We start from the raw sequence: 26,473 nt of genomic DNA on the forward strand, positions 1-26,473 counted from the left end.
AGTTCTAGGAGAGGTGTCGTCGGAGCCGCAGCCTGGTGACGTTCTCCCGCTGCTTGGGGGTCATGGTGATCCCGCAGGGGCGGCAGGGGGCTCCGCTTCGGCTCAGCCCGGTCCCGTGGCAGGTCGCGCAGTCGTCGTCCACCACCGCGACCTCGCGGTTGCCGTAGGCCGCCGGGAAACCCGCATTCAACATCCGCCTGGTCATCGCTGTCCTTGGGGCTCGATGCAGCACAAAAGTCGCTGGGGGCAGGAGAACCCCTTATCAGCGCTTTCGTAGCCATCGGCCCGGCGGATTGGTCCCGACGGAGATGAATTTCGGAACGGCCGTATCAGCGCCCGGAACGGCCGCAGGCGCCGCTCACCCCGGTCGGAGTCAGCGGCGCCCGGCGGCCTGAGGAGGAGTCAGGACGCGTACACCTGGAACTCCGACACCTGCCCGGCCGGCCAACCGGTGTTGGCGGTGAAGGTCAGCCGCAGATAGCGCGCGTTGGCGCTCGCCGGGAGGGTCACCGTGGCGGTGTTCCCGGTCGCCGGGTTGAAGGTGTAGCCGGCCGAGCCGACCAGGGTCGAGAAGGAGGAGCCGTCCGTGCTCCCCGAGACTGACAGGGTCTGCGTCCTGGTCGACCACGCCGAGGGCGGCGGCAGCGTCAGCACCACCCGGCCGACGTGCTGCGCCGCGCCGAGGTCCACCTGCAACCACTGCGGGAAGGCGTTGTTGTTGCTCTCCCAGTAGCTGTTGGCGTCGCCGTCCACCGCGTTGCCGCTGCCGTAGACCTGGGTGTGGCTGCTCTCCGAGGTGGGCTGGTGCAGGGCCAGGTTGACGTTGCCGGCCTGCGCGTCGGTGGTGGCGCTGACCGTGCCGGAGGCCGCGGAGTTGTTGCCCGCCGCGTCCCGCGCGGTGACGAAGAAGCTGTAGCCGGTGGACGGGGCGAGCCCGGACACCGTGAACGTCGTCCCGGTCGGCGTGCCGACCACCGTGCTGCCGCTGCCCGCGACCTGGTGCACGCTGTATCCGGTCACCCCGGTGTTGTCCGTCGAGGCGGCCCAGCTCAGCGCGACCGAGGTCGCCGTGTGTCCGCTGACCTGCAGGTTTCCCGGAGCGGTCGGCGGCTGGGTGTCACCTCCGCCGCCTCCGGCCACCGGCTGGGTGGGACGGGTGGCGGTGAGGGCGAGTTGGCCCTTGAGCATCTTGCCGCCGTCGGCGGTCAGCCGCAGGTAGTAGTCCGAGGAGCAGGCGGTGCCGTCCTCGTCCAGGGCCAGCAGTCCGGAGCCGGTCGGGGTCCAGGCCTGGGACTCGGCGGTCTTGGCGATCTGGTTGCCCTCCCCGTACTCGTCGAACATCGAGATGTAGATGCCCTGCGCCCCGACCCGGACCATGTTGTAGAACTGGCGCCACATGAAGTCCCCGTGCGCGCGCTGACGCCCCGACACATCACCCGGCAGCACGCACGGCTGGTAGTCCACCCCGTTGGCGTTGCAGTCCGCCTGATCCGGCACATTGATGTTCTGGTACACCGAGTCCGAATCGGCCGCGTTGCCGATCGCGCCCACCATCCACGGCGAGAGCATATTGAACGCGTGGTACACCCCGAGGTAGCCGGCCCGGGAGCCGCCCACCCCGGTGCGCCACTCCCGGGGCACTCCCCCGATCACATAACATCCCTGGCCCTTGAACCAGTTGACGACGTCCAGGCAGGTCGCCGCGTCCCAGGGGTGGTTGGGGTCATTGAAGCCGAAGCCCCAGATGCACACCACCGGCTTGCCGTTCTGCCGTGCGTAGGCGGAGGACGCGGTGTGCGCGGACATCTTCGACGTCCAGTCGGCCTTGATCTCCGACTGCATGTTCGTCCAGCCGGTGACGTCGTACATCACATAGAACTTCCGCGCATGGGTCTCGGCCGAACTCCTGACCTTGACCGCCATCGCGTCGCGGGTCGGGCCCTCGCTGCTGTTGGGGTTGAACCGCTGCAGCGCCGCGGTGTCGCAGCCGTTCTGCTGCATCCACAGGAAGTGCGTGTCCACGGTCTGCTGGTCGTAGGAGGAGAACAGCGTCGCCGGCTGGCCGTTGCCGAAGTTGCTGTACGCGGTCTGGTAGCCGTGCGTGTACTCGCGCATGTCCGGCCAGGCCCTGATCACGTTGTTGCTGGTCGAGGGCGTCTGGGACCAGTTCTGGCTCCAGTGCCACCAGCCGTTGATCGGCGCGCCGTCACCGGCGCAGGCGAACCAGCCCTGGTAGCCGACGGTAATCTTGCCGACCACGTCACCGGCCGGGCTGGCCGCCTGCGCGGTCTGTGCTGTCTGTGCGCTCGCGAGCACGCCGACGGCGGAGCCCGCCAGCACGGTGGTGAGGAACGTCCTTCGGGAGACTGCCATGGAAACCTCTCAACAGGGGGTGGGGATGAGTAGGTTCCGCAAAAATTGCACTGCTTTATGCAATTGTCCACCCGCCTGACAAAACTATCTCTATGAACCTGTCAATTACCTCACTGACCCTCAGGGGAGCCCTACTCATGCAGACCCTCGCCACCATCCTGGTCGGACTGGTCGCCCTGCTGCACCTCTACATCATGGCGTTGGAGATGTTCCTCTGGGAGCGCAAGCCTGGCCGTGAACTCTCGGGATTTGACCCCGAGATGGCCCGTGCCACCGCTCCGCTCGCGGCGAACCAGGGCCTCTACAACGGCTTCCTCGCGGCCGGTCTGATCTGGGGCCTGATCGCAGCCGACCCGACCGGATACCGGGTCCAGATCTTCTTCCTGGCCTGCGTGCTTGTCGCCGGAATCTACGGTGGCGTGACCGCCAACCGCCGAATCCTGGTCGCCCAGGCCCTGCCGGGGGCGATCGCCCTGGTCAGCGTCCTGGTGGCCCAGTAGCGCCATCACTGATTTCCATCAGACTGTAAAGAGATTGCGAGGATCTATCGATCACACTACGTTCTCACCTTGTCGGAGCAGATCCCGCGCAAGGAGAGTCCGTTGACGGCAGCACCCGCGGAAACGCAGCAGCCACTCGTCCAGGCCACCGGCCTGCGCAAGGTGTACCAGCCCTCCGGGTTCACCGCCGTGGACGGCATCGACTTCACTCTGGTCACCGGGGAGGCCTTCGGCTTCCTCGGCCCCAACGGCGCGGGCAAGTCCTCCACCATGCGCATGATCGGCTGCGTCTCCCCGCCCACCGGCGGGACACTGCGGATCCTCGGCCTGGACGCCGCCACCGAGGGGGCCGCCATCCGCGGCCGGATCGGCGTGGTCCCGCAGGAGGACACCCTCGACAATGAGTTGACGGTGCGGGAGAACCTGCTCATCTACGGCCGCTACTTCGGCCTGCCCCGGGCCCTGATCCGTGAGCGCGCGGACCACCTGCTGGAGTTCGCCCGGCTGACCGACAAGGCGAACGAGCAGGTCGAGGCACTTTCCGGCGGGATGAAGCGCCGGCTGACCATCGCCCGCGCCCTGGTCAACGAGCCCGAACTGCTGCTGCTCGACGAGCCCACCACCGGACTCGACCCGCAGGCCCGCCATCTGCTGTGGGAACGCCTCTACCAGCTCAAGTCGGACGGCGTCAGCCTGATCCTGACCACCCATTACATGGACGAGGCCGAGCAGCTCTGCGACCGGCTGGTGGTGATGGACGGCGGACGCATCGTCGCCCAGGGCTCGCCGCAGCAGCTGATCAGCGCCCACACCGGACGCGAGGTGCTGGAGTTGCGCTTCCCGCCCGGCGGCCAGCAGTTGATGGCGGAGAAGCTGGAGGGCCTGGCCGACCGGCTGGAGACGCTGCCGGACCGGCTGCTGCTCTACACCGAGGACGGCGAGGGCACCCTGGCCGCCGTGCACGGCCGCGGCATCGTCCCCACCACCGCGCTGGTACGCCGGTCCAGCCTGGAGGACGTCTTCCTCAAGCTCACCGGCCGCACCCTGGTCGACTGAGCCGACCGAGCCGACCCGCCCGACCCGGAGGACCAGCCTTGTCTCTCGCCCTGCCCCGCCGCAGACCCCGCCACCCCGTCCCCGCCGTGCACGAGTTCGGCTACTGGCTGCACCGCTACCGGCGCACCTGGCGCGGCACCGTGGTGATCAGCGTCGCCAACCCGCTGCTGTTCCTGGCCGCCCTCGGCGCCGGGCTCGGCAAGCTGGTGGACCGGGGCGGCAGCAGCTATCTGCACGGCCACTCCTATCTGATGTTCATCGCCCCCGGCCTGCTCGCCGCGATGGCGATGCAGACCGGCTACATCGAGTCGGCCGGACCGGTCTTCGAGTCGGCCCAGCGGCGCGGCAACTACCGCGCCGCCGCCGCGACCCCGATGCGTCCCCGCGACATCCTGGACGGCCACCTGCTCTTCATCGCCTTCCGGCTGCTGATCAGCGCCGCCGCGTTCAGCGCGGTGATCGCCGCGTTCGGGGTGGTCGGCCCGGTCAAGGCCCTGCTGCTGGTGCTCGCCGCCACGCTGACCGGCCTGGCCTTCGCCACCCCGATCGCCGCCTGGTCGATCACGGTGACCAGGATCGCCCGGCTGCAGGCGGTTTACCGCTTTGTGCTGATGCCGCTCTACATGTTCTCCGGCACCTTCTTCTCGGTCGACCAACTGCCCGGCTGGCTGCACGTCCTGGTCGGCTGCACCCCGCTCTACCAGGGCATCGCCCTCTGCCGCTCGATCACCGACGGCAGCGCCACGGGCGGCGGCACCTCCGTCCACCTCGGCTACCTGGCCGTGATGGCCGCCGCCGGCTACCTCGCCGCCCGCCGCGGCTTCGCCGCCCGGCTCCACAGCTAAGAGAAGGAAGACACAGGCCGTGGCCATACTGCTGGTCGAGCGCAATCTGATGATCTATCGGCACACCTGGATCCTGCTGGTGGCGGAGGTCTTCGAGCCGATCCTCTACCTGGTGTCGATCGGCATCGGCATCGGCCAACTGGTCGGCCATGTCCCGGGCCTGGGCGGGACCGCCGGGGCCGACGTGCCGTACTCCGCGTTCGTCGCGCCCGCGCTGCTGGCCACCGCCGCGATGAACGGGGCGATGAACGAGACCACCTTCAATATGTTCTCGAAGCTGAGGATGAACCACACCTACGACTCGATCCTGGCCACCCCGATGACGATCCGGGACGTGGCCTTCGGCGAGGTGTTCTGGGCCCTGCTCCGCGGCACGCTGATCACCACCGGGTTCCTCGCCGTGGTCACCGCCTTCGGGCTGGCCCACTCGCCCTGGATCCTGCTGGTGGTGCCCGGGGCCGCACTGGTCGGCTTCGCCTTCGCCGCGGTGGGCCTGGCCGTGGTCACCTATCTGCGCAGCTGGCAGGACTTCCAGTTCATCCAGCTGGCGATGCTGCCGATGTTCCTCTTCGCCACCACCTTCTACCCGCTCGGTGTCTACCCGCGGTGGATCCAGATCGTGGTGGAGTGCCTGCCGCTCTACCAGAGCATCGAGCTGATCCGGCAGCCCGCCCTCGGCGAGATCGGCCCGGGCCTGCTGCTGCCGGTGGTCTACCTGGTGCTGATGGGCCTGCTCGGGCTGCGGATCGCGCTGCCCCGACTGCAGCGGGTCCTGCTGCACTGAAGCCCCTGCAGCAGGACCCGTCACAGCCTTCAGTCGGCCGCGTCGGGGCGGGCCAGCGGCCAGCCGCCGCCGGCCAGCCTGGCGCTGACCCTGGCCACGTCGGAGTCCAGCAGCTGGCCGTTGACGACGGCCACGGCCGCCCGGTGGATCGCCTCGGCCGAGACCGGGTCGCTGCCGCCGGCCAGTTCGTCGGCGATCTCGTTCACCTCTGCCTCGCTCAGCTGACGCGAGAGCAGCGCGAACAGCGGGATGTAGTCGTTTTCAGGCACGCCCTCCGGATAGCCGGCCCGGAGCCAGCCGACGATGGACGAGAGTACGGGCGGCAGTGGCACCGCGGACCTCCTGGATCAGAACCTGGGTCAGGACTCGGGACGTTGGTCGGGGGGACGGCGGTCAGCCGCCGTTGACGATGATGTAGATGCCGTAGCCGACGGCCGCGAGCACCACCGCGAAGCACAGCCCCGCGGCCGCGATCCCGACCGGGTTGCCGCCCACCACGTGCTCGTCCTCGGCCTGGACGGCGGCGCCGCCGGGGCGCAGGCTCAGTGCCCGCAGCCCGACCGCGAACAGGGCCGGCAGCCCCGCGCCGGCCAGCAGGCCGACCACCACGATCTGCCACAGCGCGTGCAGATTCACCCAGTTGTTCATACCGCTGCCACCTCCCGCTCGGCCGGAGCCTGGGCGACCGAGCCGGTCCACTCGGCATTGACATTGTCGTGGCTGACCGCGGTCCTGCGGGAGCGGTAGAAGATGCCGCCGGAGACCGCCAGCAGCAGGAGCAGCACCACCACGACGCCGCCGGTGCCGCCGATGACATGGGCGAGGCCGTAGGCCCCGGCGCCGACCAGGCCGGCCGCGGGGAGGGTGAACAGCCAGGCGGTGGCCATCCGTCCGGCGACGCTCCAGCGGACCACGGCCCCCTTCTTGCCGACCCCGGTGCCCAGGATCGAGCCGGTGGCGACATGGGTGGTGGACAGCGAGTAGCCGAAGTGGCTGGAGAGCAGGATGATCGCGGCGGACGAGGACTCCGCGGCCATGCCCTGCGGGGACTCGATCTCCACCAGGCCCTTGCCCAGGGTGCGGATCACCCGCCAGCCGCCCATGTAGGTGCCCAGGCTGATGGCCAGGGCGCAGCTGAGGATGACCCAGAACGGGGCCTTGCCATTGGCGCCCAGGGTGCCGTTGGCGATCAGCGCCAGGGTGATGATGCCCATGGTCTTCTGTGCGTCATTGGTGCCGTGTGCGAGCGAGACCATCGAGGCGGAGCCGATCTGGCCGATCCGGAATCCATGGCCGCGCGCTCCGGCGGAGACCTTGCGGCTGATCCGGTAGACCAGCCAGGTACCGACGGCGGCGACCAGACCGGCGATGACCGGGGACAGCCCGGCCGGGATGATCACCTTCTGGATCAGGCCGTGCCACTTGACCGCGTGACCGCCCGCCGCGGCGATGGTCGAGCCGACCACACCGCCGATCAGCGCGTGCGAGGAACTGGAGGGGATGCCCAGGAACCAGGTGAGGAGGTTCCAGGTGATGCCGCCGGCCAGTCCGGCGAACACCACGGTCAGAGTGACGAGGTGGGTGTCCACCAGGCCGCTGGCGATGGTCGCCGCGACGCTGAGTGACAGGAACGCGCCCACCAGATTGAGTGCCCCGGACAGCGCGACGGCTGTCCTGGGACCGAGGGCACCGGTGGCGATCGAGGTCGCCATCGCATTGCCCGTGTCATGGAAACCGTTGGTGAAGTCGAAGGCCAGAGCCGTGACGACCACCAGTACAAGCAGAGTGTCGTTGCCCACATCCGCAGTGTCCCGAGGGCTACGCCGCGCGTCGAGGTGTCGGCGAGAGGCTTCAGCCGTTCGCCGACTGCGCGTCATCTTCCGTCCATCTGAGCCCTTCCGCCGGGGAAGTCACAGCCGCATAACAACTCCCTCGCCGGAAACCCTCCATTGCCGCCCTATTCGGACATATGGCATGAAGGCCCGCTGGTGCGCCGGAGCCGGCCGCACTATGAATAAGGCATACCTAACTAAGGCACGCCTTGCCTAAATAGCAGGCGGGAGAGTCGGAGAGGCCCCACACATGCTCCCCACGTTCGTCATCGGGCTCCGTGAGGGTCTGGAGGCCGCGCTCATCGTGGGCATCATCGCCTCCTTCCTGGCCCAGCAGGGCCGCCGGGACGCGCTCCGCAAGGTCTGGATCGGCGTCGGCATCGCCGTGGCGATCTGCGTGGTCGTGGCCATCGCGCTGCAGGTGCTCTCCAGTGACCTGCCGCAGCAGCAGCAGGAGCAGTTGGAGACGGTGATCGGCGTCGTCGCGGTGCTGATGGTCAGTTACATGGTGCTGTGGATGCGCCGTCACTCCCGCGACCTCCGCGGCGACCTCGAGGGCGCGGCCGGACGGGCGCTGGCCGAGGGGTCCGCCAGGGCCCTGGTGATGATGGCCTTCCTGGCCGTGCTCCGGGAGGGCTTCGAGACCTCGGTCTTCCTGCTCGCCACCTTCAACGAGAGCAGCAACCCCTGGTACGGGGGCACCGGCGCGGCGCTCGGCATCCTGCTGGCGGTCGGCATCGGCTACGGGATCTACCGCGGCGGCGTCCGGCTGAACCTCTCCCGCTTCTTCCGGATCACCGGTGTGGTGCTGGTCCTGGTCGCGGCCGGGCTGGTCGCCACCGCCGTGATGACCGCCTTCGAGGGCGGCTGGATCAACCAGGGCGCCCAGGCCTTCGACCTCTCCTGGCTGGTCCGGCCGGGAACCCCGATCGCCTCGGTGCTGACCGGTGTGCTCGGCATCCAGCCCTACCCCACCTGGCCGATGGTCACCGGCTGGCTCGTCTACGCCGTCCCGATGACGGCCGTGGTGCTGTGGCCCGCGAAGAAGCGCGCCAGGCCCGCCCCGGCCACCGTCACCGCCTGACGTCCGGTCAGGCCCTCTGTCGCTGCCACCCGTCTCCGCCCTTCCCCACCGTGCCCCGCACCCGCGTGGCGTCCCCCAAGGAGCAACACCCGTGACTTCCCTGCCGAACCGCCGCCTGACCGCCGTGGCCCTGGCCGTGACCGTGTCCGCGACCGGACTGCTGCTGACCGCCTGCGGCAGCAGCGGCACCGCGAAGACCAGCACGCCGTCCGCGGGGACCTCCGCCGGTGCCTCCAAGGCCGCCGCGGCCGGACCCGCCGCCGTGGCCATCACCATCACCGACCAGGGCTGCACCCCCTCCCCCGCCAAGGTCCCGGCCGGTCCGGTGAAGTTCACCGTCACCAACAAGAACTCCGGCAAGGTCACCGAGGCCGAGCTGCAGGACCACGGCAAGATGCTGGGCGAGAAGGAGAACCTCACCCCCGGCCTGTCCGGTGACTTCTCGCTCACCCTGACCGCCGGCACCTACCAGGTGTACTGCCCGGGCGCCGCCACCAACAGCACCGACCTGGCGGTCTCCGGCAGCACCGCGCACAGCTGGAAGGACGACCCCGAGCTGGTCGCCGCCACCACCCAGTACGCGACCTGGATCGACAGCGAGGTGGCCCAACTGGTGCCCACCACCAAGGCGTTCACCGACGCGGTCCGCAGCGGCGACATCGCCAGGGCGAAGCTGCTCTACGGCTCGGCCCGGGTCCACTACGAGGCCGTCGAGCCGACCGCGGAGATCTGGGGCGACCTGGACGGCCGCATCGACGGCCGAGTGGACGACGCCGCCACCCCCGCCGACTTCACCGGCTTCCACCGCCTGGAGAAGGCGCTCTGGACCGACAAGTCCGTCAAGGGGATGACCCCGATCGCCAACCAGCTGGACGCCGACGTCAACAGCCTCAACACCCAGGTGAAGACGGTCGCCTACCAGCCGGCCGAGATCGCCAACGGCGCCACCGACCTGGTCAATGAGATCCAGACCTCCAAGGTCACCGGTGAGGAGGAGCGCTACTCCCACATCGACCTGCTGGACTTCAAGGGCAACCTCGAGGGCGCCAACGAGGCCGTGAAGGTGCTGCTGCCGGTGCTGCAGAAGAAGGACCCGCAGCTCGCGACGACCATCGCCACCCGCTACACCGCGACCGCGACCCTGCTCGCCCAGTACGCCGCCACCCCCGGCTACGAGAACAGCGGCTACGTCGACTACAGCAAGGTCACCACCGACCAGCGCCGGGCCCTCTCCGCCGCGGTCGACGCCTACGCCGAGGCGGTCTCCAAGGTCGCCGGACAGGTTGCCTGACATGTCCGACACCCCCACCCCCTCAGAGGCATCCCCGACCGACACGTCCTCGACCGAGAAGCCCCCGGCCGGCCTCAACCGGCGCCGGATCCTGGGCGGCATCGGTGTGGGCCTGGGCGTCGGCGCGGCTGCCGCGGCCGGCTCGCTGCTGACCCATGACAACGACGGCGGCGGGCACACCGCCGCGGCCGGGGCCGCCCCCGCCGCCGACCCGCAGATCGTGGCCTTCCGCGGGGCCCACCAGGCGGGTATCGCCACCCCCGCGCAGGACCGGCTCTGCTTCGCGGCCTTCGACGTCACCACCACCGACCGCACCCAGCTCCAGGCGATGCTCGGCACCTGGACCATCGCCGCCGAGGCGATGACCAAGGGCCTGACCGTCCCCGGCGACGTCGGGGACCTGGAGTCGCCGCCCAATGACACCGGCGAGGCCGAGGGCCTGAAGCCCGGCAACCTGACCATCACCATCGGCTACGGCCCCTCCCTGTTCGACAGCCGCTTCGGCCTGGGCGGACGGCGCCCGTCCCTGCTCAAGCCGCTGCCGCAGCTGCCCAAGGAGGACCTGGACCCGGGCAGCTCGGACGGCGACATCTGCGTCCAGGCCTGTGCCGACGACCCGCAGGTGGCCTTCCACGCCATCCGCAACCTGCGCCGTCTGGGCACCGGTGTGGTCACCCCGCGCTGGATGGAGCTCGGCTTCGGCCGCACCTCCTCCACCTCCCCCGCGCAGGCCACCCCGCGCAATCTGATGGGCTTCAAGGACGGCACCCGCAATATCGACGCGGGCGACGCCACGGTGATGGGCCAGCATGTCTGGATCGGCGCCGAGGAACCCCAGCACTGGGTGCGCGGAGGCTCCTACCTGGTCAGTCGTAAGATCCGGATGCTGCTGGAGCAGTGGGACCGCGACAACCTGAACGACCAGCAGAACGTCTTCGGCCGCACCAAGGCGTCGGGCGCCCCGCTGACCGGGGCGAAGGAGTTCGACACCCCGAACTTCTCCGCCAAGGACGCCTCGGGCGAGGCCGTCATCCCGATGGACTCCCATGTCCGCCTCGCCGCCCCGGAGAACAACCAGGGCCTGCGCATCCTGCGCCGCGGCTACTCCTACACCGACGGGATCGACCCGGTCACCGCCCAGCTGGTCGGCGGCCTGTTCTTCCTCGCCTATATGAAGAGCCCGGACCAGTTCGTGACCCTGCAGCGGATCCTCGGGAAGCACGACGCGCTCAACGAGTACATCAAGCACGTCTCCGGCGGCCTGTTCGTCTCCCCGCCCGGGCTCACCGCGGGCAAGGACTGGGGCTCTCAGCTCTTCGGCTGAACCGCCAGCAGATAGTCGCGGACCCGGTCGGCGGCTGCCTCGACCCGCTCGGCGCCGACGTCCAGCGCCAGGCCGAGGTAGCCGTCCGGCCGGACCAGCAGCAGGACGTCGGCGTCGGGCGCGACGCCGTAGCCGCGCCGGACCGCGGCCCCGCCGCCGACCACCAGCAGCGCCCCTTCGGCCGCGTCCTGCGCCACCGCGACCGCCGCCCGCTCGGCCGCGGCGCCCAGGGCCAGCAGGGTGATGTGCGTCCCCTGGAACAGCTCGAACAGCCGGATCGACTCGCCCATCGGCACGTCCGGCGCCCGATCCCCGGCCCGGACCAGCCGCGACGCCGGCTCGGACGCCGCCGCCGCAGACGCCTCAGAACCCGGCCCCACCGCAGCCGCGCCCGCGGCCCGTTCCTCGAAGCTCAGCGGCCCCTCCGGGTAGCCGAGGTTGAGCTGCTGCAGCTCCGGGTCGTCCCGGCGATGGGCGTCCGAATCCCCCGCCACGCCCTTGTCGTGCAGCCGGGTGCTGATCCCGAGCACACGGGCGGCCACCGGCAGCCGCTCCCCCTCATAGCTGTCGAGCAGCTCGACCGGCGCCCCCGCCAGCACCGCCGCCAGCTTCCAGCCCAGGTTGTAGACGTCCTGGATGCTGGTGTTGAGGCCCTGGCCGCCGGCCGGGGAGTGCACATGCGCCGCGTCGCCGGCCAGGAAGACCCGCCCGACCCGGAACCTCTCCGCCATCCGCATGTTCGCCCGGAACGCCGAGGTCCAGACCAGGTCGGTCAGCCGGACCCGCCCCGGCCCGGCCGCCGCGTCCAGCACCCGCTGCAGCTGCGGGACGGTCACCTCGGGCAGCTCCGCCCCGGCCGGCACCGGCAGCATCAGCTGGAAGGTGTCCGTCCCGGCGAGCGGGCAGAGCGCCAGCGGGAAGGCGTTGCCCTGGGCGTCCTCGGTGATGGGTCGGGCCGGGGCGCCCTGCCGGGATTACTCCCGGTGGGTTTCCCCGACCCGCCCTCCGAACCCGGCGTGCGGCTCTCACCGCACCGGGCTCTCCACGAGATCATCCGTTGGAAACGGGCTGCCCAGAGCGTCCGGCCAAGGGCTGGGGATGCCGTTCGTGCCTCGGTAGCGATACCGAGTGATCGGTACTCTGCCGAGGTCGAACAGTTGGATCCCGTCCATTTCGATGGGCTTCCACCGCCCGTTGGGGCCGCGGAGCCATCGCCGGATGGCCGTCCACGTCATGCGGTGCCGGTGCATCACCCAGCGGACGATGCGCCACCAGACGAAGGTGTGCAGGGTCTGCAGGGTGTGCTTGGCGACCGCGTGCCTGAAGTAGTTGGCCCAGCCGCGCAGGATCTGGTTGATCCGGATCAGCGTGATCTTGTAATCGAGATGCGACAACTTCTGGGTCAGTGCCTTGATCTTCCGTTTCAGCGACGCGACCGGTTTGTCGGCGATGAACGTGTAGACGTGCCACTTGTCCGTTCCGCGTTTCCGCATCCAGACGATTCGGAAGCCGAGGAAGTCGAACCCGTCCGCAAGGTGCACCACCTGGGTCTTGGCCTCTGACAGCACCAGGCCCATCGGGGCCAGGACCTCGCTCACATGCTCGCGAAGCGCCTCGGCGTGCTCGCGGGTGCCGTGGACCATGACGACGAAGTCGTCCGCATAGCGGACCAGTCGCCAGGTCGGCAGGCCCCGCCGCCGTTGCCGCTCGCGATCGCGCCGACTGCCCATCATGCTGGTCCACTGCTCGGCGGCAAAGTCGTCGAGCACGGACAGTGCGATGTTGGCCAGCAGCGGCGAGAGGATCCCGCCTTGCGGGGTTCCCGAATCGGTCTCGTTCCGCTCGCCGAGCTCGGTCATGATCCCGGCTTTGAGGAACGCCTTCACCAGCGCGAGCACCCGCTTGTCCTTCACCCGCGCCCGGACACGGCCCATCAGGGCCGTGTGGTCGATGCGGTCGAAGCACGCCTCGATGTCCGCGTCCAGCACCCAGCGGTATCCCTGAGAGCCGAACAGGTGGATCTCGGCGATCGCGTCGTGTGCACGCCGGTTGGGCCGGAACCCGTAGGAGTACGGACGAAAATCCGCCTCGAACACGGGCTCCAGGACCAGCTTCAACGCAGCCTGCACCACCCGGTCCGCAACGGTCGGGATCCCCAGCCGGCGCAGTTTCCCGCCCGCCTTGGGGATCATCCGTTCGCGCACCGGCAGGGGCTGGAAGGCCCCGGCCCGGAGCTGGTCGCGGATGTGGTTCAGGTGCGCTGTCACTCCGGACGCCAGGACGTCGGCGGCGCGAACGCCGTCCACGCCTGCTGTCCGGGCTCCGGTGTTGCCCGCGACCCGCTCAAACGCCATCACCAGGACGGCCGGGTCACAGACGAAGTTGAACACATCGTCGAACCGGAAGCCGTGATCGGCTACCGCCCAACGGTGCAGCTTGGTCTGCATCTTCCGTACCCGCGCCTCGGCAACCAGCACCGAGGGCCACGCGACCAGGGCATCCACCCCGGTGTCTTCGGACATTGCAGTTCCTCCCTTGCAATCTCGCTGCCGCCCTTCCCCATGCGCCGGGCTCTCCCCGGCTCGGAGTACTACGGCGGCTCCGCCCCTCCCCGGCCCGGTCGGCCGACGGTGGACCCAGCCCGGTTCCCGCGCTGGCCGCGCGGAACCCGGGCAGAGCCGGGGAGGTTCCCGTGTTCACTGATTGATCGATCGTCGGAGTAGGCACCCGGCTATACCCCCGCGGCATCGCCACGGCTACCCCGCAGCACTTCACCGTGGCCTCCCCGGCGCTCTGGCAGAAACCGCCGGGAAGTTGCCCGCCTTGGCACCGGCGAGCACGCACCGCAACCAGCCCAGATCCGCCAGGTTCGAGCTGATGTCACCTTAGGAGGCTTCGAACACCGGTTCCTCTCGTATACCTCTCCGTCTCGCTCGCCGGACCCGCACCATCTGGCAGTGCTGACACGTCCCGGCTTCGTCAGGGCCGCTTGCCACCCTCCCCGGCACCTCCCGGGTCAGGCTGCCCCCAGCTTCACCGCCCTGCTGCGACAGGACAGCGGCGAAGGTCTCCCACCTCCACTCGATCAATCAGCGCCTCACGGCGCACCTGCCAGATGTGCCAGTACTCGCGGTCGATGCCCTCCGCCCGGACGTCCGCCAGCAGCATCCGCTCCTCCTCCCGGGTCTCCCCCGCGAAGCCGACCCCGAGCAGCCGCCGCACCGTGCTCCGCCCGCCGTCCGTGCCGACCACGTAGTCGGCCCGGACCCACCGTTCGGCGCCGTCCGGGCCGGGCCCGGCGAGCAGGGCGTTCACCCCGTCGGCGTCCTGCTCCAGACCGAGCAGCGCCGTCCCCAGCTCCACCGCGCCGCCCAGCTCGGCCAGCCGCTCCCGCAGGATCTCGCCGGTGCGCCACTGCGGCAGCATCCAGGGGTTGGGGTAGGGGACCTCGGGGGTCGGCTCGCGCAGCTCGGCGATCCGTTCCTCCCACACCACCTCGTCCCCCCGGTAGGCCCGCATCGGCGGGTAGGGGCCGCCGAACGCGCGGACCCGGTCGATCACCCCCAGATCCTCGAAGACCTCCTGGGTACGCGGCTGGATCCCCTTGCCGCGGGACCCCGCGAAGTGCCGCTCGTCCCGCTCCACCAGCCGGTGCGGAACCCCCCGGCGGGCCAGCTCGCACGCCAGCACCAGGCCGGCCGGACCGGCCCCCACGATCAGCACCGCGGTGTTCTCCATGACAGGCTCCCCTGCGATTGAATGGTGATTCACTGAATCTGGATTCACCGTAGCCCCTGCTAACGTCCACCGCAAGCCATCGAGGTCAGAGGAGTCAGCACGGCCATGACCGGCACACGGGCGGCGCGGGCCGCCGAGACCGAGTCCGCGCTCAAGGAGGCGGCCAAGCGGGTCTTCGCCAGGACCGGGTACCTGCGGGCGAAGATCACCGACATCACCACCGAGGCGGACCGCGCCGCGGGCTCCTTCTACAGCCACTTCGACGGCAAGGAGTCCCTGCTGGAGTCGCTGCTGGTGGACATGCTCGACCAGGGCGACGAACGGGCGGCGGGCCCCAGCCACAGCCCGGACTTCTCCGATCCCGCGGCCGTGCGCTGGCATGTCGACGTGTACTGGAACTTCGTCCGGGCCAACCGCCCGGTGATCACCGCCCTGCACCAGGCGGCGATGGTGGACGAGCACTTCGCCCGGCGGCTGCGGGAGATCCTCGCCCCCAATCTGCGCGACCTGGCCGAGCATCTGGAGTACGTTCGTAGCAACGGCGCCGAACTGCCCGGCGACCCGCTGGTGGTCGCCTCGGCGATGGTCTCGCTGATCTCGGCCTTCTCCTACAGCTGGCTGGTCGACGGCGGCGAGGACCTGGGCCGTGAGCTCAGCGACCGGGAGGCGGTGGACACCCTCACCGCCTTCATCGTCCGCGGCATCAGCGGACCGCCCCTGGAAGGACCGGATGGAGCACAGGTCAGTGCATCCGGCGGGTGACTGTGCCCCAGATCACTCATTTGCCGCGGGTGAAGCTGTAACGAATTCCAGATTTCGCCGATAATCCATTGGGCGATGCCGTAGCGCCAAGCAGGCGGCAGAACCCCGGATGCGTGTCCTGCGCAGCCTCAAGCAGGTCTTTCGAGAGGGAGGCACAGCACCGATGGTGGCTGCCGCCAAGACATCCGAGCGGGCCCGGAAAAGCGTCGTGATAGACGACGGGGACGTTCCCGCCGACATCACTAAAACTCCCGAAACCGTCGTGAAGGCCGGCACCGACGAGAATCCCCAGGGCTCGTACACCGTCTCGGACGAGGACGAGGACGACGCCCCGGCGCAACTTGTCATGGTCGCGGGAGCGACTTCCGACCCGGTCAAGGACTACCTCAAGCAGATCGGCAAGGTCCCGCTGCTCAACGCCGAGCAGGAGGTCGTGCTCGCCAAGCGGATCGAGGCCGGGCTGCTCGCGCTGGCCATGATCGAGGGCGACGACGAGCTCAAGCCGACCCTGCGCCGCGAGCTGCAGATCATCGCCGAGGACGGCCACCGGGCCAAGAACCACCTGCTGGAGGCCAACCTCCGGCTCGTGGTCTCCATCGCCAAGCGCTACACCGGGCGCGGCATGCTCTTCCTGGACCTGATCCAGGAGGGCAACGTCGGCCTGATCCGCGCGGTGGAGAAGTTCGACTACACCAAGGGCTTCAAGTTCTCGACCTACGCCACTTGGTGGATCCGGCAGGCGATCACCCGCGCCATGGCCGACCAGGCCCGCACCATCCGGATCCCGGTGCACATGGTCGAGGTCATCAACAAGCTGGCCCGGGTGCAGCGCCAGCTGCTGCAGAGCCTGGGTCGCGAGGCCACGCCCGAGGAGCTGGCCAAGGAGCTGGACATGACCCCGGAGAAGGTGGTCGAGGTCCAGAAGTACGGCCGCGAGCCCATCTCCCTGCACACCCCCCTGGGCGAGGAGGGCGACAGCGAGTTCGGCGACCTGATCGAGGACTCCGAGGCCGTGGTCCCCGCCGACGCGGTCAGCTTCACCATGCTCCAGGAGCAGCTGCACGGGGTGCTGGACACCCTGGCCGAGCGCGAGGCCGGCGTGGTCTCGATGCGCTTCGGCCTGACCGACGGCCAGCCCAAGACCCTGGACGAGATCGGCAAGGTCTACGGCGTGACCCGCGAGCGGATCCGCCAGATCGAGTCCAAGACCATGTCCAAGCTGCGCCACCCGTCCCGCTCGCAGGTCCTACGCGACTACCTCGACTAGGCAAACGCCGGACCACAGCCACGACCTGGGCCTCGCCCGACCGGTCGGCACCCGCAGGGTGTCAGCTCGGTCGGGCGAGGCCCAGGTCGTAGGCGAGGATCACGGCCTGCACCCGGTCCCGGGCGCCGATCTTCGACAGCACCCGTCCGACATGGGTCTTCACCGTGGACTCGGACAGCACCAGCCGCTCGGCGATCTCGCCGTTGGTCCAGCCGCGTCCGATCGCGACCAGGATCTCGTGCTCGCGCTCGGTCAGCGTGCGCACCCGGGGATCCACCGCCGCCCCGTCGGCCCCCTGCTCCGGCTGCCGCAGCGGCAGCCGGTGCGCATAGGTGTCGAGCAGCCGCCGGGTCAGCGCCGGGGCGATCACCGCGTCGCCGGACGCCACCGCCCGGATCCCGGCCAGCAGTTCCTCCGGCTGCGCGTCCTTGAGCAGGAATCCGCTGGCCCCGGCCCGCAGCGCGGAGTGGGCGTACTCGTCCAGGTCGAAGGTGGTCAGCACCAGGACCCGGGACCTGCCGCCGTTGGCGACGATCCGGCGGGTCGCCTCGATGCCGTCCATGCCGGGCATCCGGACGTCCATCAGCACCACGTCGGGACGCAGCTCGGCGACCTGGCGGACGGCCTCGGCGCCGTGGGCGGCCTCGTCCAGGACCTGGAAGCCGGGGGTGCTCTCCAGCAGCATCCGGAAGCCGAGGCGTTGCAGCGGCTGGTCGTCCACGATCAGCACAGTGGTCATGCGGAGGGACCTCCGAGCCCTTCCAGGACGGCCTCCACGGCCCAGCCGCCGCCGGGACGGGGCCCGGCGGTGAGGGTGCCGCCGTAGAGCGCGGCCCGCTCCCGCATGCCGACGATCCCGCGGCCCTCGCCGAATCCGGACGCGGAGCCGCCCCCGGAGCCGGGCGTCGAGGGTCCGGTGTCCTCCACTCGCACCCGGGTCTCCTTGCCCTCGGCGGCCACGGTGAGCCGGGCCGTGGTGTCGGGGCCGGCGTGCTTCAGCGCATTGGTCAGCGACTCCTGGGCGATCCGGTACACCGTCAGCTGCACCCCTCGGTCCAGCGCGTCCGGATGGCCGAGGGTCCGGTAGACCACCTCGGGCCCGGCCGAGCGCACCCGCTCGCACAGCGCGTCCAGGTCGGCGACGCCGGGCTGCGGACTCAGCTGCGGATCGCCGGGGCCGCCGGGTTCCCCGGGGTCGTCCTGGGTCGGGTCGTACCGACTTGTCGACAGCACTCCCAGCATCCGGCGCAGCTCGTCCAGGGCCTGCCGTCCGGTCGCCCCGATGTGGGTCAGTGCCTGCTTGCTGCGCTCCGGCGCGACGTCCGCCGCATAGGCCCCGCCGTCGGCCAGGCCGATGATCACCGACAGGTTGTGGCCGATGATGTCGTGCATCTCCCGGGCCACTCGGGCCCGCTCGGCCGCGGCGGCCAGGCGGCTCCGCTGGTCCCGCTCGACCTCCAGCCTGGTGGTCCGGTCCCGCAGCGCGTCCAGGTAGGCCTGGCCGACCCGTACCGCAAGGCCCAGCGCGGCGGCCGCGGTGGCCGCACTGTAGAGGAAGAACAGCGCGACCACCCAGGACACCACCGGCGACACCCGCAGGGCGGGGAGCAGCAGCACCGCCGCCACCGCCCCGCAGGCCCACGGCAGGCGGCTCAATCGGCCCTGCCTGGCGACGCTGTAGAGGGCGATGATCAGCGCGACGTCGCTGTGCAGCCACACATTCAGCGACCACTGCAGCACGAACACCACGCCGACGACCGCGAGCACCACCTCGGGAGCGCGCCGCCGCCACAGCAGCGGCAGGGTCAGCGCGAGCTGCAGCGCCACCACGGCCACCAGCGGCAGGCCGCCGATCCTGACTCCCTCCCGGCGGTGTTCGTGGTGCAGCAGGTCGGGAAGGGCGAACAGCAGCAGCGCGAGCAGCACCACCAGGGTGTCGAAGGCCCAGGGCCGCTCCTGGTCGAACCGCTGCAGCCGCCGCCACGCGCGCGACAACCGGGCGACCTGGGGATGCCCCCAGAGCGGATCCTCGGTTGTCGTCACCCGTCCCACCTCTGCTTTCTGCTCCGCGCCCAGTCTGTCAGGCGTCCGTGCGGACCAGCCGGTAGGCCGCCCCGGCGAGCAGCAGTACGGTCCAACCGACGAAGACCACCAGGCCGCCGGCCGGGCTGAAGGTGTTCGCCGCATGGTGCAGGGTGTAGATCGAACCGCCCGCGTTGCTGGGCAGGAACTTGCTGAAGTCGTCCTGCCAGGAGCTCGGCAGCAGCCGGGTCAGCAGCGGCAGCAGCAGCAGCGCGGCGACCAGGACCGAGATACCGCCGGCCACCGAGCGCAGCAGCGCGCCGAGTGCCACCCCATCACCCCGACCAGCGCAAGGTAGACCCCGGCGCCGAGCAGGCTGCGGACCACACCGGAATCGGAGAGGCTCGCCGCAGCGGGGGTGCCCGACACGATTCCGCTGCCGGTCAGGAACACCACGAAGGCACCGACGCTGCCGACCACGAAGGCGATCACGCCGTACACCCCGGCCTTGGCCCAGAGCACCGGCAGCCGCTTGGGCACAGCGGCCAGGGTGGAGCGGATCATGCCGGTCGAGTACTCGCCCGCGGTGACCAGCACCCCGAGGACGCCCAGCGCCAGCTGTCCGAAGCCGACCCCGACCAGGGCCAGGTCGACAGCGGTGGCGGTGGCGAAATCGGGGTCCATCCGGCCGCCGCCGTCCAGCGCCGACTTGTAGTGGGCCAGCCCGATGAAACCGAAACCGATCAGCAGCAGCAGCGCGACCCCCAGCGTGATCCAGGTGGAGCGCAGCGACCAGAGCTTGGCCCACTCCGAGCGCAGCACCCGCAGCATGGTGACCTTGTAGACCGGACGCTCGCGCTCGGGCGCGATCCCGGTCGGTGCTTCCTTCTCGGCAACCGTGCTCATGCCGCGCTCCCCTGCTGCTCGTCGGCCGACGTGGTGCCGTGGTACTCCACCGCGTCCTTGGTCAGTTCCATGAACGCCTGCTCCAGCGACACCGTCCTGGGCGTCAGCTCGTACAGCACGATCCCGTGCTCCGCCGCGGTGATCCCGATCTCCCGTGCCTCAAGGCCGGTGACCAGCAGTTCCTCGGAACCGGCGCGGCCGGTGACCTCCACCCCGGCTCCGGCCAGCAGCTCGCGCAGTCGGGCCGGGTCCGCGGTGGCCACCTTGACGGTGTCCCCGCCGGCCTGGCCGACCAGCTCCTCCACGGTGGTGTCGGCGAGCAGCCGACCCCGGCCGACCACGATCAGGTGGTCGGCGACCAGCGCCATCTCGCTCATCAGGTGCGAGGAGACGAAGACGGTACGGCCTTCCGCCGCCAGCCCGGTGAGCAGGTTGCGGATCCACAGCACGCCCTCGGGGTCGAGCCCGTTCACCGGCTCGTCCAGCATCACCGTGGCCGGGTCGCCCAGCAGCGCCGCGGCGATGCCGAGCCGCTGGCCCATGCCGAGCGAGAACGCCCCGGCCCGCTTCTTCGCCACGGTCTGCAGCCCGGTCATCTCGATGACCTCGTTGACCCGGCGGCGCGGGATGCCATGGGTGTACGCCTGCGCCATCAGGTGGTCGAAGGCGGAGCGGCCGGGGTGGATCGACTTGGCCTCCAGCAGCGCCCCGACCTCCTGCAGCGGCGCGCTGTGCTGGGCGTAGTTCCGGCCGTTGACGGTGACCGTGCCGGCCGTCGGCGCGTCCAGACCGACGATCATGCGCATCGTGGTGGACTTCCCCGCGCCGTTGGGTCCGAGGAAGCCGGTGACGGTGCCGGGCTTGACCGTGAAGTCCAGCCGGTCCACCGCCGTCTTCTCCCCGTACCGCTTGGTCAGCTGGTGCGCCTCGATCATCGCGTCTTCCCTTGCCCTACCGCCCGCCGGACGGACCCGGCCTGCTGTCGGGCCCCACGCTATGAGCGGCCCCGCCGAGACCGGTGGTACCCAGGGGGGATCATGCGGCGGCCCGTGGTACCCCGGTACTACGGGTCGCGCATGAGGGCGGCGCATGAGGGCGGCGTACGAGGGCGGCGTACTAGGGTCGGTGTATGACTAGCGACGAGGGGCCGGTTCGGGTCGACGCCTGGATCTGGTCGGTGCGGCTCACCAAGACCCGCTCGCTCGCGGCCGCGGCCTGCAAGGCCGGGCATGTGCGGGTGAACGGGGACAGGGTCAAGCCCGCCCAGGTGGTGCGGGTCGGGGACGAGGTACGGGTCCGCGAGAGCGGCGGGTACGAGCGGATCGTGGTGGTCTCCCGGCTGGTCCGCAAGCGGGTCGGGCCGCCGGCCGCCGCCGAGTGCCTGGTCGACAACAGCCCGCCGCGCCCGCCGCGCGAGGAGGTGCTGCTGGTGGCGCTGCGCGACCGGGGCACCGGCCGTCCCACCAAGCGCGACCGCCGCGACCTGGAACGGCTGCAGGGCGGCCGCTGACGATCCCTACCGGGCGGGGCCTCCGGCGAACTCGGTACGGTCGGGGAACAGCGCCATCCGCTCCGGCGCGCCCTGGGCCCAGTCCCAGCCGCCGCCGGTGCCGTGGTAGCGGGGGCAGGCCAGCGACCAGGCCAGATTGCCGCTGAGCATCAGCGCCCAGGCGTCCAGATAGCTGCGCAGCCCGGCCAGGTCGTCACCGTCGCCTTGGCCACCCGCGGCCTGCTCAGCCAGCAGCTTGGAGCCTTCCACGAAGAAGGCGTCCTCGGCCGCCGCCAGCTTCTCGCAGAGCAGGTCCACCGCCTGCTGCAGCTCAAGACCCCGGGTCCGGCGCAGCACGCTGATCGCGTTCATCGGCTCGTCCGCCGCGTACTCCTTGCGGTAGGAGAGCAGGTCGTTGACCAGGATGGTGTGCTCGAAGCAGGCGTCCAGGAAGGCGGCCGTCGCCGCCTCGTCGAGGCTCAGGTCCAGTGCGAGCCCGTGCTCGATGGCCACTCCCACCAGGTCGAACGCCGCGTCGGCCCGGCGCACCGCGAGATAGCCCGGGTAGTCGCGGACCGGTGCCGCGGACTTCTCCGCCGCCGTGGCGATCACCTCGGAGAAGCCCGCCACGAAGCGCGCCCACAGCCGCTCGGAGACCCCCTCGCGGACCCGGGTCAGGGTCTGCCCGAGCAGCCGCAGATGCGCCGAACCGCCGTCGGCGGAGGCGCCGGCCAGCACCGCCAGATAGCGGTCGGCGTGCGAGGTCTCGGCCGAGTCCCCGTCGGTCACGTCGTCCAGCAGGAACAGCACCGAGGCCGCCAGGCAGATCCCGAGCAGGCGCTCGCGGTCCGCGCCGGGCAGCACCCGGCACATCAGGCTGACCCCCTCGCACTCCTCGAACAGCCGCCGCTCCGCGTCCAGGCCGACCCCGGCCATCCGCTCCCGGAACCAGGCGTCGTGCTGCCGCCGCAGCTCCTCGCGGTGCGGATGGTCGCCGGGGGCGAGCAGTCGTCCGTGCGGCAGTGCGAGGTTCAGGACCAGGCCGTCCTGCGGCAGCGGGGGCCTTCCGGCCACGGTCGCTGTGGTCGACACCATGTCTGCACTCCCTCGCTCTGTTCGACTGCCATCGGGATCAACGAACCCGGTCGTCCGAGGATGCGGGCCGATAGACCGTCAGCGCCCGCAGCCGCTTGTCCAGCACCAGCGTCGGCGCCGCCGGGCTTATCTCGCCGTCCCTCGCGTAGTGCGCCTTCTCGCCCGCGGCCGTGTCCCCTATCTCCTGGATCCGCAGCCGCGGCACCGCCGCCGCCTGGTAGACCCGGGAGCGGGCCAGCGTCCCGGTCAGGAAGGCGGCGACCAGCCGGGTCCTGGCGAAGGGGTGCGAGCCGTCCACCGCGCGGACGTCCAGCAGCCCGTCGTCCAGGCTGCCGCGGAAGGTGGGGGCGAAGCCGGGCGGGTCGTAGCGGCCGTTGCCCGCGAACAGCAGCCAGAGCGAGCGCAGCTCGCCGTCCACCACCACCTCGCTGGGACGCCCCTCCGCGAGCACCCGCAGCAGGGCGACGCCGAGGGCGGGCCACTTGCCCAGGTACTTCTCCAGCGACTCGCGGACCCGCACCAGCTCCGGGTAGACGCCGATGCTGAAGGTGTTGAGGAAGTAGGTGCTGTCGCCGGACTCCTCGTCCCCGCCCTTGATCCGGCCCAGGTCCACGCTTCCGCCCGAGCCGGCCTCCACCGCGTCCGCGGTGCTGCGCAGCGACACCAGCCCCAGGTCGGCCGCGAAGTGGTTCAGCGTCCCGCCGGGGAACACCGCCAGCGGCAGCTTCCGGTCGGCGGCGACCACCGCCGCGGCGTTGACGGTGCCGTCCCCGCCGACCACGCCCAGCGCCCCGCCCCGCTCGGCGACATCCGCCGCGGCCTGCTCCAGCAGCGCCACCAGGTCGGCGCCGGCCTCGCAGATCCGCAGCTCCGCCTCGGGCAGCGCTCCGCGCAGTTCCGCCTCGGTCTGCCCCGCGCTCCCGGAGGAGGTGTTGACCACCACGATCAGGCCCTCGCCGCCCGGCAGCGCGGGCACCTCCACCCTCGGCCGGGCCGCCTCGGCCGGTTCGTCCACCCGCAGCGGCCACCAGCGCAGCGTCACCGCCGCGATCCCGGCGCCCAGCGCGAGCCCGGCCAGGACGTCGCCGGGGTAGTGCGCCCCGGTGTAGACCCGGGACACCGCCACCCCCGCGGCGACCGGCGCGACCGCCGCGCCCAGCCAGGGCGACTCCAGCGCGACCGCGGTCGCGAAGGCCGCCGCCGAGGCCGAATGCCCGGACGGGAACGAGGTGGTGACGGGCTGTCGGAGCAGCCGCCGGGCCAGCGGCACCGCGTCCGTGACCGGGCGACGACGGCCGGACAGCTGCTTGGCGACCACATTCGCCGCGGTCGAGGCCAGCGCCACCGAACCGACTCCGCGCAGCGCCGCGCGCCGGGCGCTGCGGTTCCGGGAGAGGCCGAGCACCGCGGCCGTGGTGAACCACAGCACGCCGTGGTTCGCCGCTCGGCCCAGCCTCGGCAGTACCGGGTGCGCCCCGCGCAGCCTGGCCTTGGCCACCCGTTCGAAGAGCAGCACGTCAACATCCTGGAGTCGTCCCATGCCAGCACGCTACCCAGGACTCCCCGGTGCACTCGGCCGACATGCCCACCCGCAACCTGGGCAGACGAAGCCTCGGCAATCACAGCACCGAGCAGCTGAACCACCAACAGGGAGGGACTCCGTGACGTCATCTCAGGCAGGCCACCGGACCGCGGCAGCCGCCACCCCCAGCGGCCGAGAGAAGCAGGTACTGACCACAGCCGGCCAGGCCGGCTTTGTGGCGCGCGGCGTCATCTACGTCCTGATCGGCATTCTGGCCGCCAAGATCGCCTTCGGACACAGCAGTGGCGCGCAGGCCGACCGGCAGGGGGCGCTGCAACAGATAGCCTCGCAGCCGTTCGGGGTGGTCATGCTGTGGATCCTGGCCGTCGGCTTCGGCTGTATGACGCTCTGGCGGGCGTCCACCGCGGTGTTCGGCGAGGCCGGGAAGAAGAAGACCGGGCACCGGATCCTCTGCGCGGGCCGCGCCGTGTTCTACGCCACGGTCTGCTGGGGCACCGCCGCCTTCGCGGCCGGCAGCGGCAGCCAGTCCAGCAGCAACGCCAAGTCCCAGGACTGGACCGCGTCCGCGCTGAAGCTCCCGGCCGGGCGGGTGCTGGTCGGCATCGCCGGGGTGGTGCTGCTCGGGGTCGGCGTGGGCATCGCGGTCCGAGCCGTTCAGCGGTCGTTCCTGAAGAAGTTGCGGACCGACGCGATGAACAAGCGGACCGAGCAGGTGGTCACCGGCCTCGGCCTCGGCGGCGGGGCCGCCCGCGGCACCGTGTTCGCGGCGGCGGGAGTGTTTGTCCTGATCGCGGCGATCACCTTCGACCCGGGCAAGGCCAAGGGCATGGACGCCACCCTGCGCAGCTTCGCGCAGACCCCGGTCGGCCCGTGGCTGCTGGTGCTGGTGGCCGTCGGCCTGATGCTCTTCGGCCTGTTCTCCTTCGCCTCCGCCAAGTGGCGCCGGCTCTGAAATGCCTTGCCCGGAGCGGTTTACGCCCAGCGGCAGGGGTTAGACGAAGAGTGCGGTCGGCCCGGGAGGCACCTCTCCCCCCTGGAACTCCCGAGTTGCCACCGCCACGGAAGGGCCCCGGTATCCCCCACCGAGGGCTCTTCCGCATACCTGACATCCTGACGCAGCGTCAGAGGATGGCGCCCGGGGCGTACTTGGCCGCCTCCGGATGGGCCGCGGCGACAGCCTCGACCCGGCGGACCACCTCGGCCACCTGGCTCGCCGCAGCACCCGTGAAGGACAGCTTGTCGGCGAGCAGCGCGTCCAGCTCGGCCCGGTCCATCGGGATCCGGTCGTCCTCGGCGAGCCGCTGGATCAGCTGGTTCTCCCGCACCCCGGCGCGCATGGCCAGGGCCGAGGCGACCGCGTGCTCCTTGATCGCCTCATGCGCGGTCTCCCGGCCCACGCCCGCCCGCACCGCGCCCATCAGCACCTTGGTGGTGCCGAGGAAGGGCAGGTAGCGGTCCAGCTCGGCGGCGATCACCGCGGGGAAGGCCCCGAACTCGTCCAGCACCGTCAGGAAGGTCTCGACCAGGCCGTCGAAGGCGAAGAAGGCGTCCGGCAGGGCGACCCGGCGGACCACGGAGCAGGAGACGTCGCCCTCGTTCCACTGGTCGCCGCCCAGCTCCGACACCATCGAGGCGTAGCCGCGCAGGATCACCGCGAGGCCGTTGACGCGCTCGCAGGAGCGGGTGTTCATCTTGTGCGGCATCGCCGAGGAGCCGACCTGGCCCTCCTTGAAGCCCTCGGTGACCAGCTCGATCCCGGCCATCAGCCGGATCGTCTTGGCCAGGCTGCCGGGCCCGGCAGCGAGCTGGACCAGCGCCGAGAGCACGTCGTAGTCCAGCGAGCGCGGGTAGACCTGGCCGACGCTGGTGAAGCCCTGCTGGAAGCCGAGGTGTCCGGCGACCCGGCGCTCCAGGTCGGCCAGCTTCTCCTGGTCGCCGCCGAGCAGGTCGAGCATGTCCTGCGAGGTGCCGACCGGGCCCTTGATCCCGCGCAGCGGGTAGCGGGCGATCAGCTCCTCCAGCCGCTGGAAGGCGACCAGGATCTCGTCCGCCGCCGAGGCGAAGCGCTTGCCGAGGGTGGTGGCCTGGGCCGCGACATTGTGCGAGCGGCCGGTCATGACCAGCTCGCTGTGCTCGGCGGCCAGCGCCGCGAGCCGTACCAGCAGCGCGACGGTGCGGTCGCGGACGTGCTCCAGCGACTGCCGGATCTGCAGCTGCTCGACGTTCTCGGTGAGATCCCGCGAGGTCATCCCCTTGTGGATCTGCTCATGCCCGGCCAGGGCGCTGAACTCCTCGATCCTGGCCTTGACGTCGTGCCGGGTGACCCGCTCGCGCTCGGCGATGGACGCCAGGTCCACCTGCTCCAGCACCCGCTCGTAGTCGGCGACGGCGCCCTCGGGCACATCGATCCCCAGGTCGGCCTGCGCCTTGAGGACGGCCAGCCAGAGCTGCCGCTCCAGGATCACCTTGTGCTCGGGGGACCACAGTCGGGTCAGCTCGCCGGAGGCGTAGCGGGCGGCAAGGACATTGGGGATGTTCGGCTTCGCGGTCACGCTTCGCAAG

At 70.7% G+C, this 26,473-nt stretch carries 25 protein-coding genes and 1 pseudogene; 11 read left to right on the forward strand and 15 right to left on the reverse strand.

Annotated elements, in window-relative coordinates:
* Window positions 1-4: 4 nt before the first annotated feature.
* A complete protein-coding gene (locus tag ACXKR8_RS08805) occupies window positions 5-205 on the reverse strand; it encodes a hypothetical protein (RefSeq protein WP_458272335.1) in 201 nt (66 codons plus the stop codon).
* Between the two features lie 197 nt (window positions 206-402).
* Window positions 403-2,373 (reverse strand): discoidin domain-containing protein, encoded by a 1,971-nt coding sequence (locus ACXKR8_RS08810; RefSeq protein WP_458272336.1) that lies wholly within the window; start codon window positions 2,371-2,373, stop codon window positions 403-405.
* Window positions 2,374-2,510: 137 nt separating this feature from the next.
* Between ACXKR8_RS08810 and ACXKR8_RS08815 the strand changes: the two genes are divergently transcribed.
* The 4 genes from ACXKR8_RS08815 (at window position 2,511) to ACXKR8_RS08830 (ending at window position 5,558) form a co-directional block, all read left to right on the forward strand.
* Window positions 2,511-2,873 (forward strand): DUF1304 domain-containing protein, encoded by a 363-nt coding sequence (locus ACXKR8_RS08815; RefSeq protein WP_458272337.1) that lies wholly within the window; start codon window positions 2,511-2,513, stop codon window positions 2,871-2,873.
* Between the two features lie 102 nt (window positions 2,874-2,975).
* Entirely contained in the window at window positions 2,976-3,929 is a 954-nt protein-coding gene (locus ACXKR8_RS08820) for an ABC transporter ATP-binding protein (RefSeq protein WP_458272338.1), read from the forward strand.
* Window positions 3,930-3,967: 38 nt separating this feature from the next.
* Window positions 3,968-4,774: an ABC transporter permease gene (locus tag ACXKR8_RS08825; protein ID WP_458272339.1), complete on the forward strand. Its 807-nt coding sequence runs from the start codon at window positions 3,968-3,970 to the stop codon at window positions 4,772-4,774.
* A 19-nt stretch (window positions 4,775-4,793) separates the two neighbouring features.
* The gene (locus ACXKR8_RS08830; RefSeq protein WP_458272340.1) at window positions 4,794-5,558 is read left to right on the forward strand and encodes an ABC transporter permease; all 765 of its coding nucleotides are present in this window, start codon (window positions 4,794-4,796) and stop codon (window positions 5,556-5,558) included.
* A gap of 29 nt (window positions 5,559-5,587) precedes the next feature.
* Here ACXKR8_RS08830 and ACXKR8_RS08835 read toward each other — a convergent pair whose 3' ends face one another.
* The 3 genes from ACXKR8_RS08835 to ACXKR8_RS08845 all read right to left on the reverse strand — a co-directional run bounded on the left by ACXKR8_RS08835 (window position 5,588) and on the right by ACXKR8_RS08845 (window position 7,357).
* A complete protein-coding gene (locus tag ACXKR8_RS08835; RefSeq protein WP_458272341.1) occupies window positions 5,588-5,890 on the reverse strand; it encodes a DUF3349 domain-containing protein in 303 nt (100 codons plus the stop codon).
* 61 nt (window positions 5,891-5,951) lie between these two features.
* Window positions 5,952-6,206: a hypothetical protein gene (locus tag ACXKR8_RS08840; protein WP_458272342.1), complete on the reverse strand. Its 255-nt coding sequence runs from the start codon at window positions 6,204-6,206 to the stop codon at window positions 5,952-5,954.
* Window positions 6,203-7,357 carry an inorganic phosphate transporter gene (locus tag ACXKR8_RS08845; protein ID WP_458272343.1) on the reverse strand — a complete coding sequence of 385 codons (1,155 nt, stop codon included), beginning with the start codon at window positions 7,355-7,357 and terminating at the stop codon, window positions 6,203-6,205. Before ACXKR8_RS08845 ends, ACXKR8_RS08840 begins: the two co-directional genes overlap by 4 nt.
* Window positions 7,358-7,640: 283 nt before the next feature.
* Between ACXKR8_RS08845 and efeU the strand changes: the two genes are divergently transcribed.
* The 3 genes from efeU (at window position 7,641) to efeB (ending at window position 11,089) form a co-directional block, all read left to right on the forward strand.
* Window positions 7,641-8,474 carry an iron uptake transporter permease EfeU gene (gene efeU / locus ACXKR8_RS08850; protein WP_458272344.1) on the forward strand — a complete coding sequence of 278 codons (834 nt, stop codon included), beginning with the start codon at window positions 7,641-7,643 and terminating at the stop codon, window positions 8,472-8,474.
* Window positions 8,475-8,565: 91 nt separating this feature from the next.
* A complete protein-coding gene (gene efeO / locus ACXKR8_RS08855; RefSeq protein WP_458272345.1) occupies window positions 8,566-9,765 on the forward strand; it encodes an iron uptake system protein EfeO in 1,200 nt (399 codons plus the stop codon).
* Between the two features lies 1 nt (window position 9,766).
* On the forward strand, window positions 9,767-11,089 hold the full coding sequence (efeB, locus tag ACXKR8_RS08860) for an iron uptake transporter deferrochelatase/peroxidase subunit (RefSeq protein ID WP_458272346.1): 1,323 nt from the start codon (window positions 9,767-9,769) through the stop codon (window positions 11,087-11,089).
* Here the strand turns inward: efeB and ACXKR8_RS08865 are convergent.
* The 3 genes from ACXKR8_RS08865 to ACXKR8_RS08875 all read right to left on the reverse strand — a co-directional run bounded on the left by ACXKR8_RS08865 (window position 11,074) and on the right by ACXKR8_RS08875 (window position 14,827).
* The gene (locus tag ACXKR8_RS08865) at window positions 11,074-12,036 is read right to left on the reverse strand and encodes an FAD-dependent monooxygenase (protein WP_458274926.1); all 963 of its coding nucleotides are present in this window, start codon (window positions 12,034-12,036) and stop codon (window positions 11,074-11,076) included. The two genes, efeB and ACXKR8_RS08865, sit on opposite strands and share 16 nt — an antisense overlap.
* A gap of 78 nt (window positions 12,037-12,114) precedes the next feature.
* On the reverse strand, window positions 12,115-13,611 hold the full coding sequence (ltrA, locus tag ACXKR8_RS08870; RefSeq protein WP_458271087.1) for a group II intron reverse transcriptase/maturase: 1,497 nt from the start codon (window positions 13,609-13,611) through the stop codon (window positions 12,115-12,117).
* 511 nt (window positions 13,612-14,122) lie between these two features.
* Window positions 14,123-14,827 (reverse strand): FAD-dependent monooxygenase, encoded by a 705-nt coding sequence (locus tag ACXKR8_RS08875; protein ID WP_458272347.1) that lies wholly within the window; start codon window positions 14,825-14,827, stop codon window positions 14,123-14,125.
* Window positions 14,828-14,932: 105 nt separating this feature from the next.
* Between ACXKR8_RS08875 and ACXKR8_RS08880 the strand changes: the two genes are divergently transcribed.
* Window positions 14,933-15,589 carry a TetR/AcrR family transcriptional regulator gene (locus ACXKR8_RS08880; protein ID WP_458272348.1) on the forward strand — a complete coding sequence of 219 codons (657 nt, stop codon included), beginning with the start codon at window positions 14,933-14,935 and terminating at the stop codon, window positions 15,587-15,589.
* A gap of 163 nt (window positions 15,590-15,752) precedes the next feature.
* Window positions 15,753-16,856 (forward strand): RNA polymerase sigma factor, encoded by a 1,104-nt coding sequence (locus ACXKR8_RS08885; RefSeq protein WP_458272349.1) that lies wholly within the window; start codon window positions 15,753-15,755, stop codon window positions 16,854-16,856.
* A gap of 61 nt (window positions 16,857-16,917) precedes the next feature.
* Here ACXKR8_RS08885 and ACXKR8_RS08890 read toward each other — a convergent pair whose 3' ends face one another.
* The 4 genes and pseudogenes from ACXKR8_RS08890 to ACXKR8_RS08905 form a co-directional block, all read right to left on the reverse strand.
* Window positions 16,918-17,595, reverse strand: coding sequence for a response regulator (locus ACXKR8_RS08890; RefSeq protein ID WP_458272350.1), 678 nt, complete (start codon window positions 17,593-17,595; stop codon window positions 16,918-16,920).
* The gene (locus tag ACXKR8_RS08895; RefSeq protein WP_458272351.1) at window positions 17,592-18,899 is read right to left on the reverse strand and encodes a sensor histidine kinase; all 1,308 of its coding nucleotides are present in this window, start codon (window positions 18,897-18,899) and stop codon (window positions 17,592-17,594) included. Before ACXKR8_RS08895 ends, ACXKR8_RS08890 begins: the two co-directional genes overlap by 4 nt.
* Before the next feature lie 37 nt (window positions 18,900-18,936).
* A pseudogene (locus ACXKR8_RS08900) lies at window positions 18,937-19,784 on the reverse strand (ABC transporter permease).
* Window positions 19,781-20,719 carry an ABC transporter ATP-binding protein gene (locus ACXKR8_RS08905; RefSeq protein ID WP_458272353.1) on the reverse strand — a complete coding sequence of 313 codons (939 nt, stop codon included), beginning with the start codon at window positions 20,717-20,719 and terminating at the stop codon, window positions 19,781-19,783. The pseudogene ACXKR8_RS08900 and the gene ACXKR8_RS08905 overlap by 4 nt, the downstream one beginning before the upstream one ends.
* A gap of 194 nt (window positions 20,720-20,913) precedes the next feature.
* Here ACXKR8_RS08905 and ACXKR8_RS08910 point away from each other — a divergent pair, with 194 nt between their 5' ends.
* A complete protein-coding gene (locus ACXKR8_RS08910) occupies window positions 20,914-21,294 on the forward strand; it encodes an RNA-binding S4 domain-containing protein (protein WP_458272354.1) in 381 nt (126 codons plus the stop codon).
* Between the two features lie 6 nt (window positions 21,295-21,300).
* Here the strand turns inward: ACXKR8_RS08910 and ACXKR8_RS08915 are convergent, their stop codons facing one another.
* Both ACXKR8_RS08915 and ACXKR8_RS08920 read right to left on the reverse strand, forming a co-directional pair.
* Window positions 21,301-22,368 (reverse strand): terpene synthase family protein, encoded by a 1,068-nt coding sequence (locus tag ACXKR8_RS08915; RefSeq protein ID WP_458272355.1) that lies wholly within the window; start codon window positions 22,366-22,368, stop codon window positions 21,301-21,303.
* Between the two features lie 37 nt (window positions 22,369-22,405).
* Entirely contained in the window at window positions 22,406-23,908 is a 1,503-nt protein-coding gene (locus tag ACXKR8_RS08920) for a bifunctional phosphatase PAP2/diacylglycerol kinase family protein (RefSeq protein ID WP_458272356.1), read from the reverse strand.
* 121 nt (window positions 23,909-24,029) lie between these two features.
* On the opposite strand from ACXKR8_RS08920, the gene ACXKR8_RS08925 reads away from it, so the two are divergent.
* Window positions 24,030-24,863: a DUF1206 domain-containing protein gene (locus ACXKR8_RS08925; protein ID WP_458272357.1), complete on the forward strand. Its 834-nt coding sequence runs from the start codon at window positions 24,030-24,032 to the stop codon at window positions 24,861-24,863.
* A gap of 169 nt (window positions 24,864-25,032) precedes the next feature.
* Here ACXKR8_RS08925 and purB read toward each other — a convergent pair whose 3' ends face one another.
* Window positions 25,033-26,463 (reverse strand): adenylosuccinate lyase, encoded by a 1,431-nt coding sequence (gene purB / locus ACXKR8_RS08930; RefSeq protein WP_458272358.1) that lies wholly within the window; start codon window positions 26,461-26,463, stop codon window positions 25,033-25,035.
* Window positions 26,464-26,473 lie beyond the last annotated feature (10 nt).

The organism is Streptacidiphilus sp. PAMC 29251, from assembly GCF_054208735.2.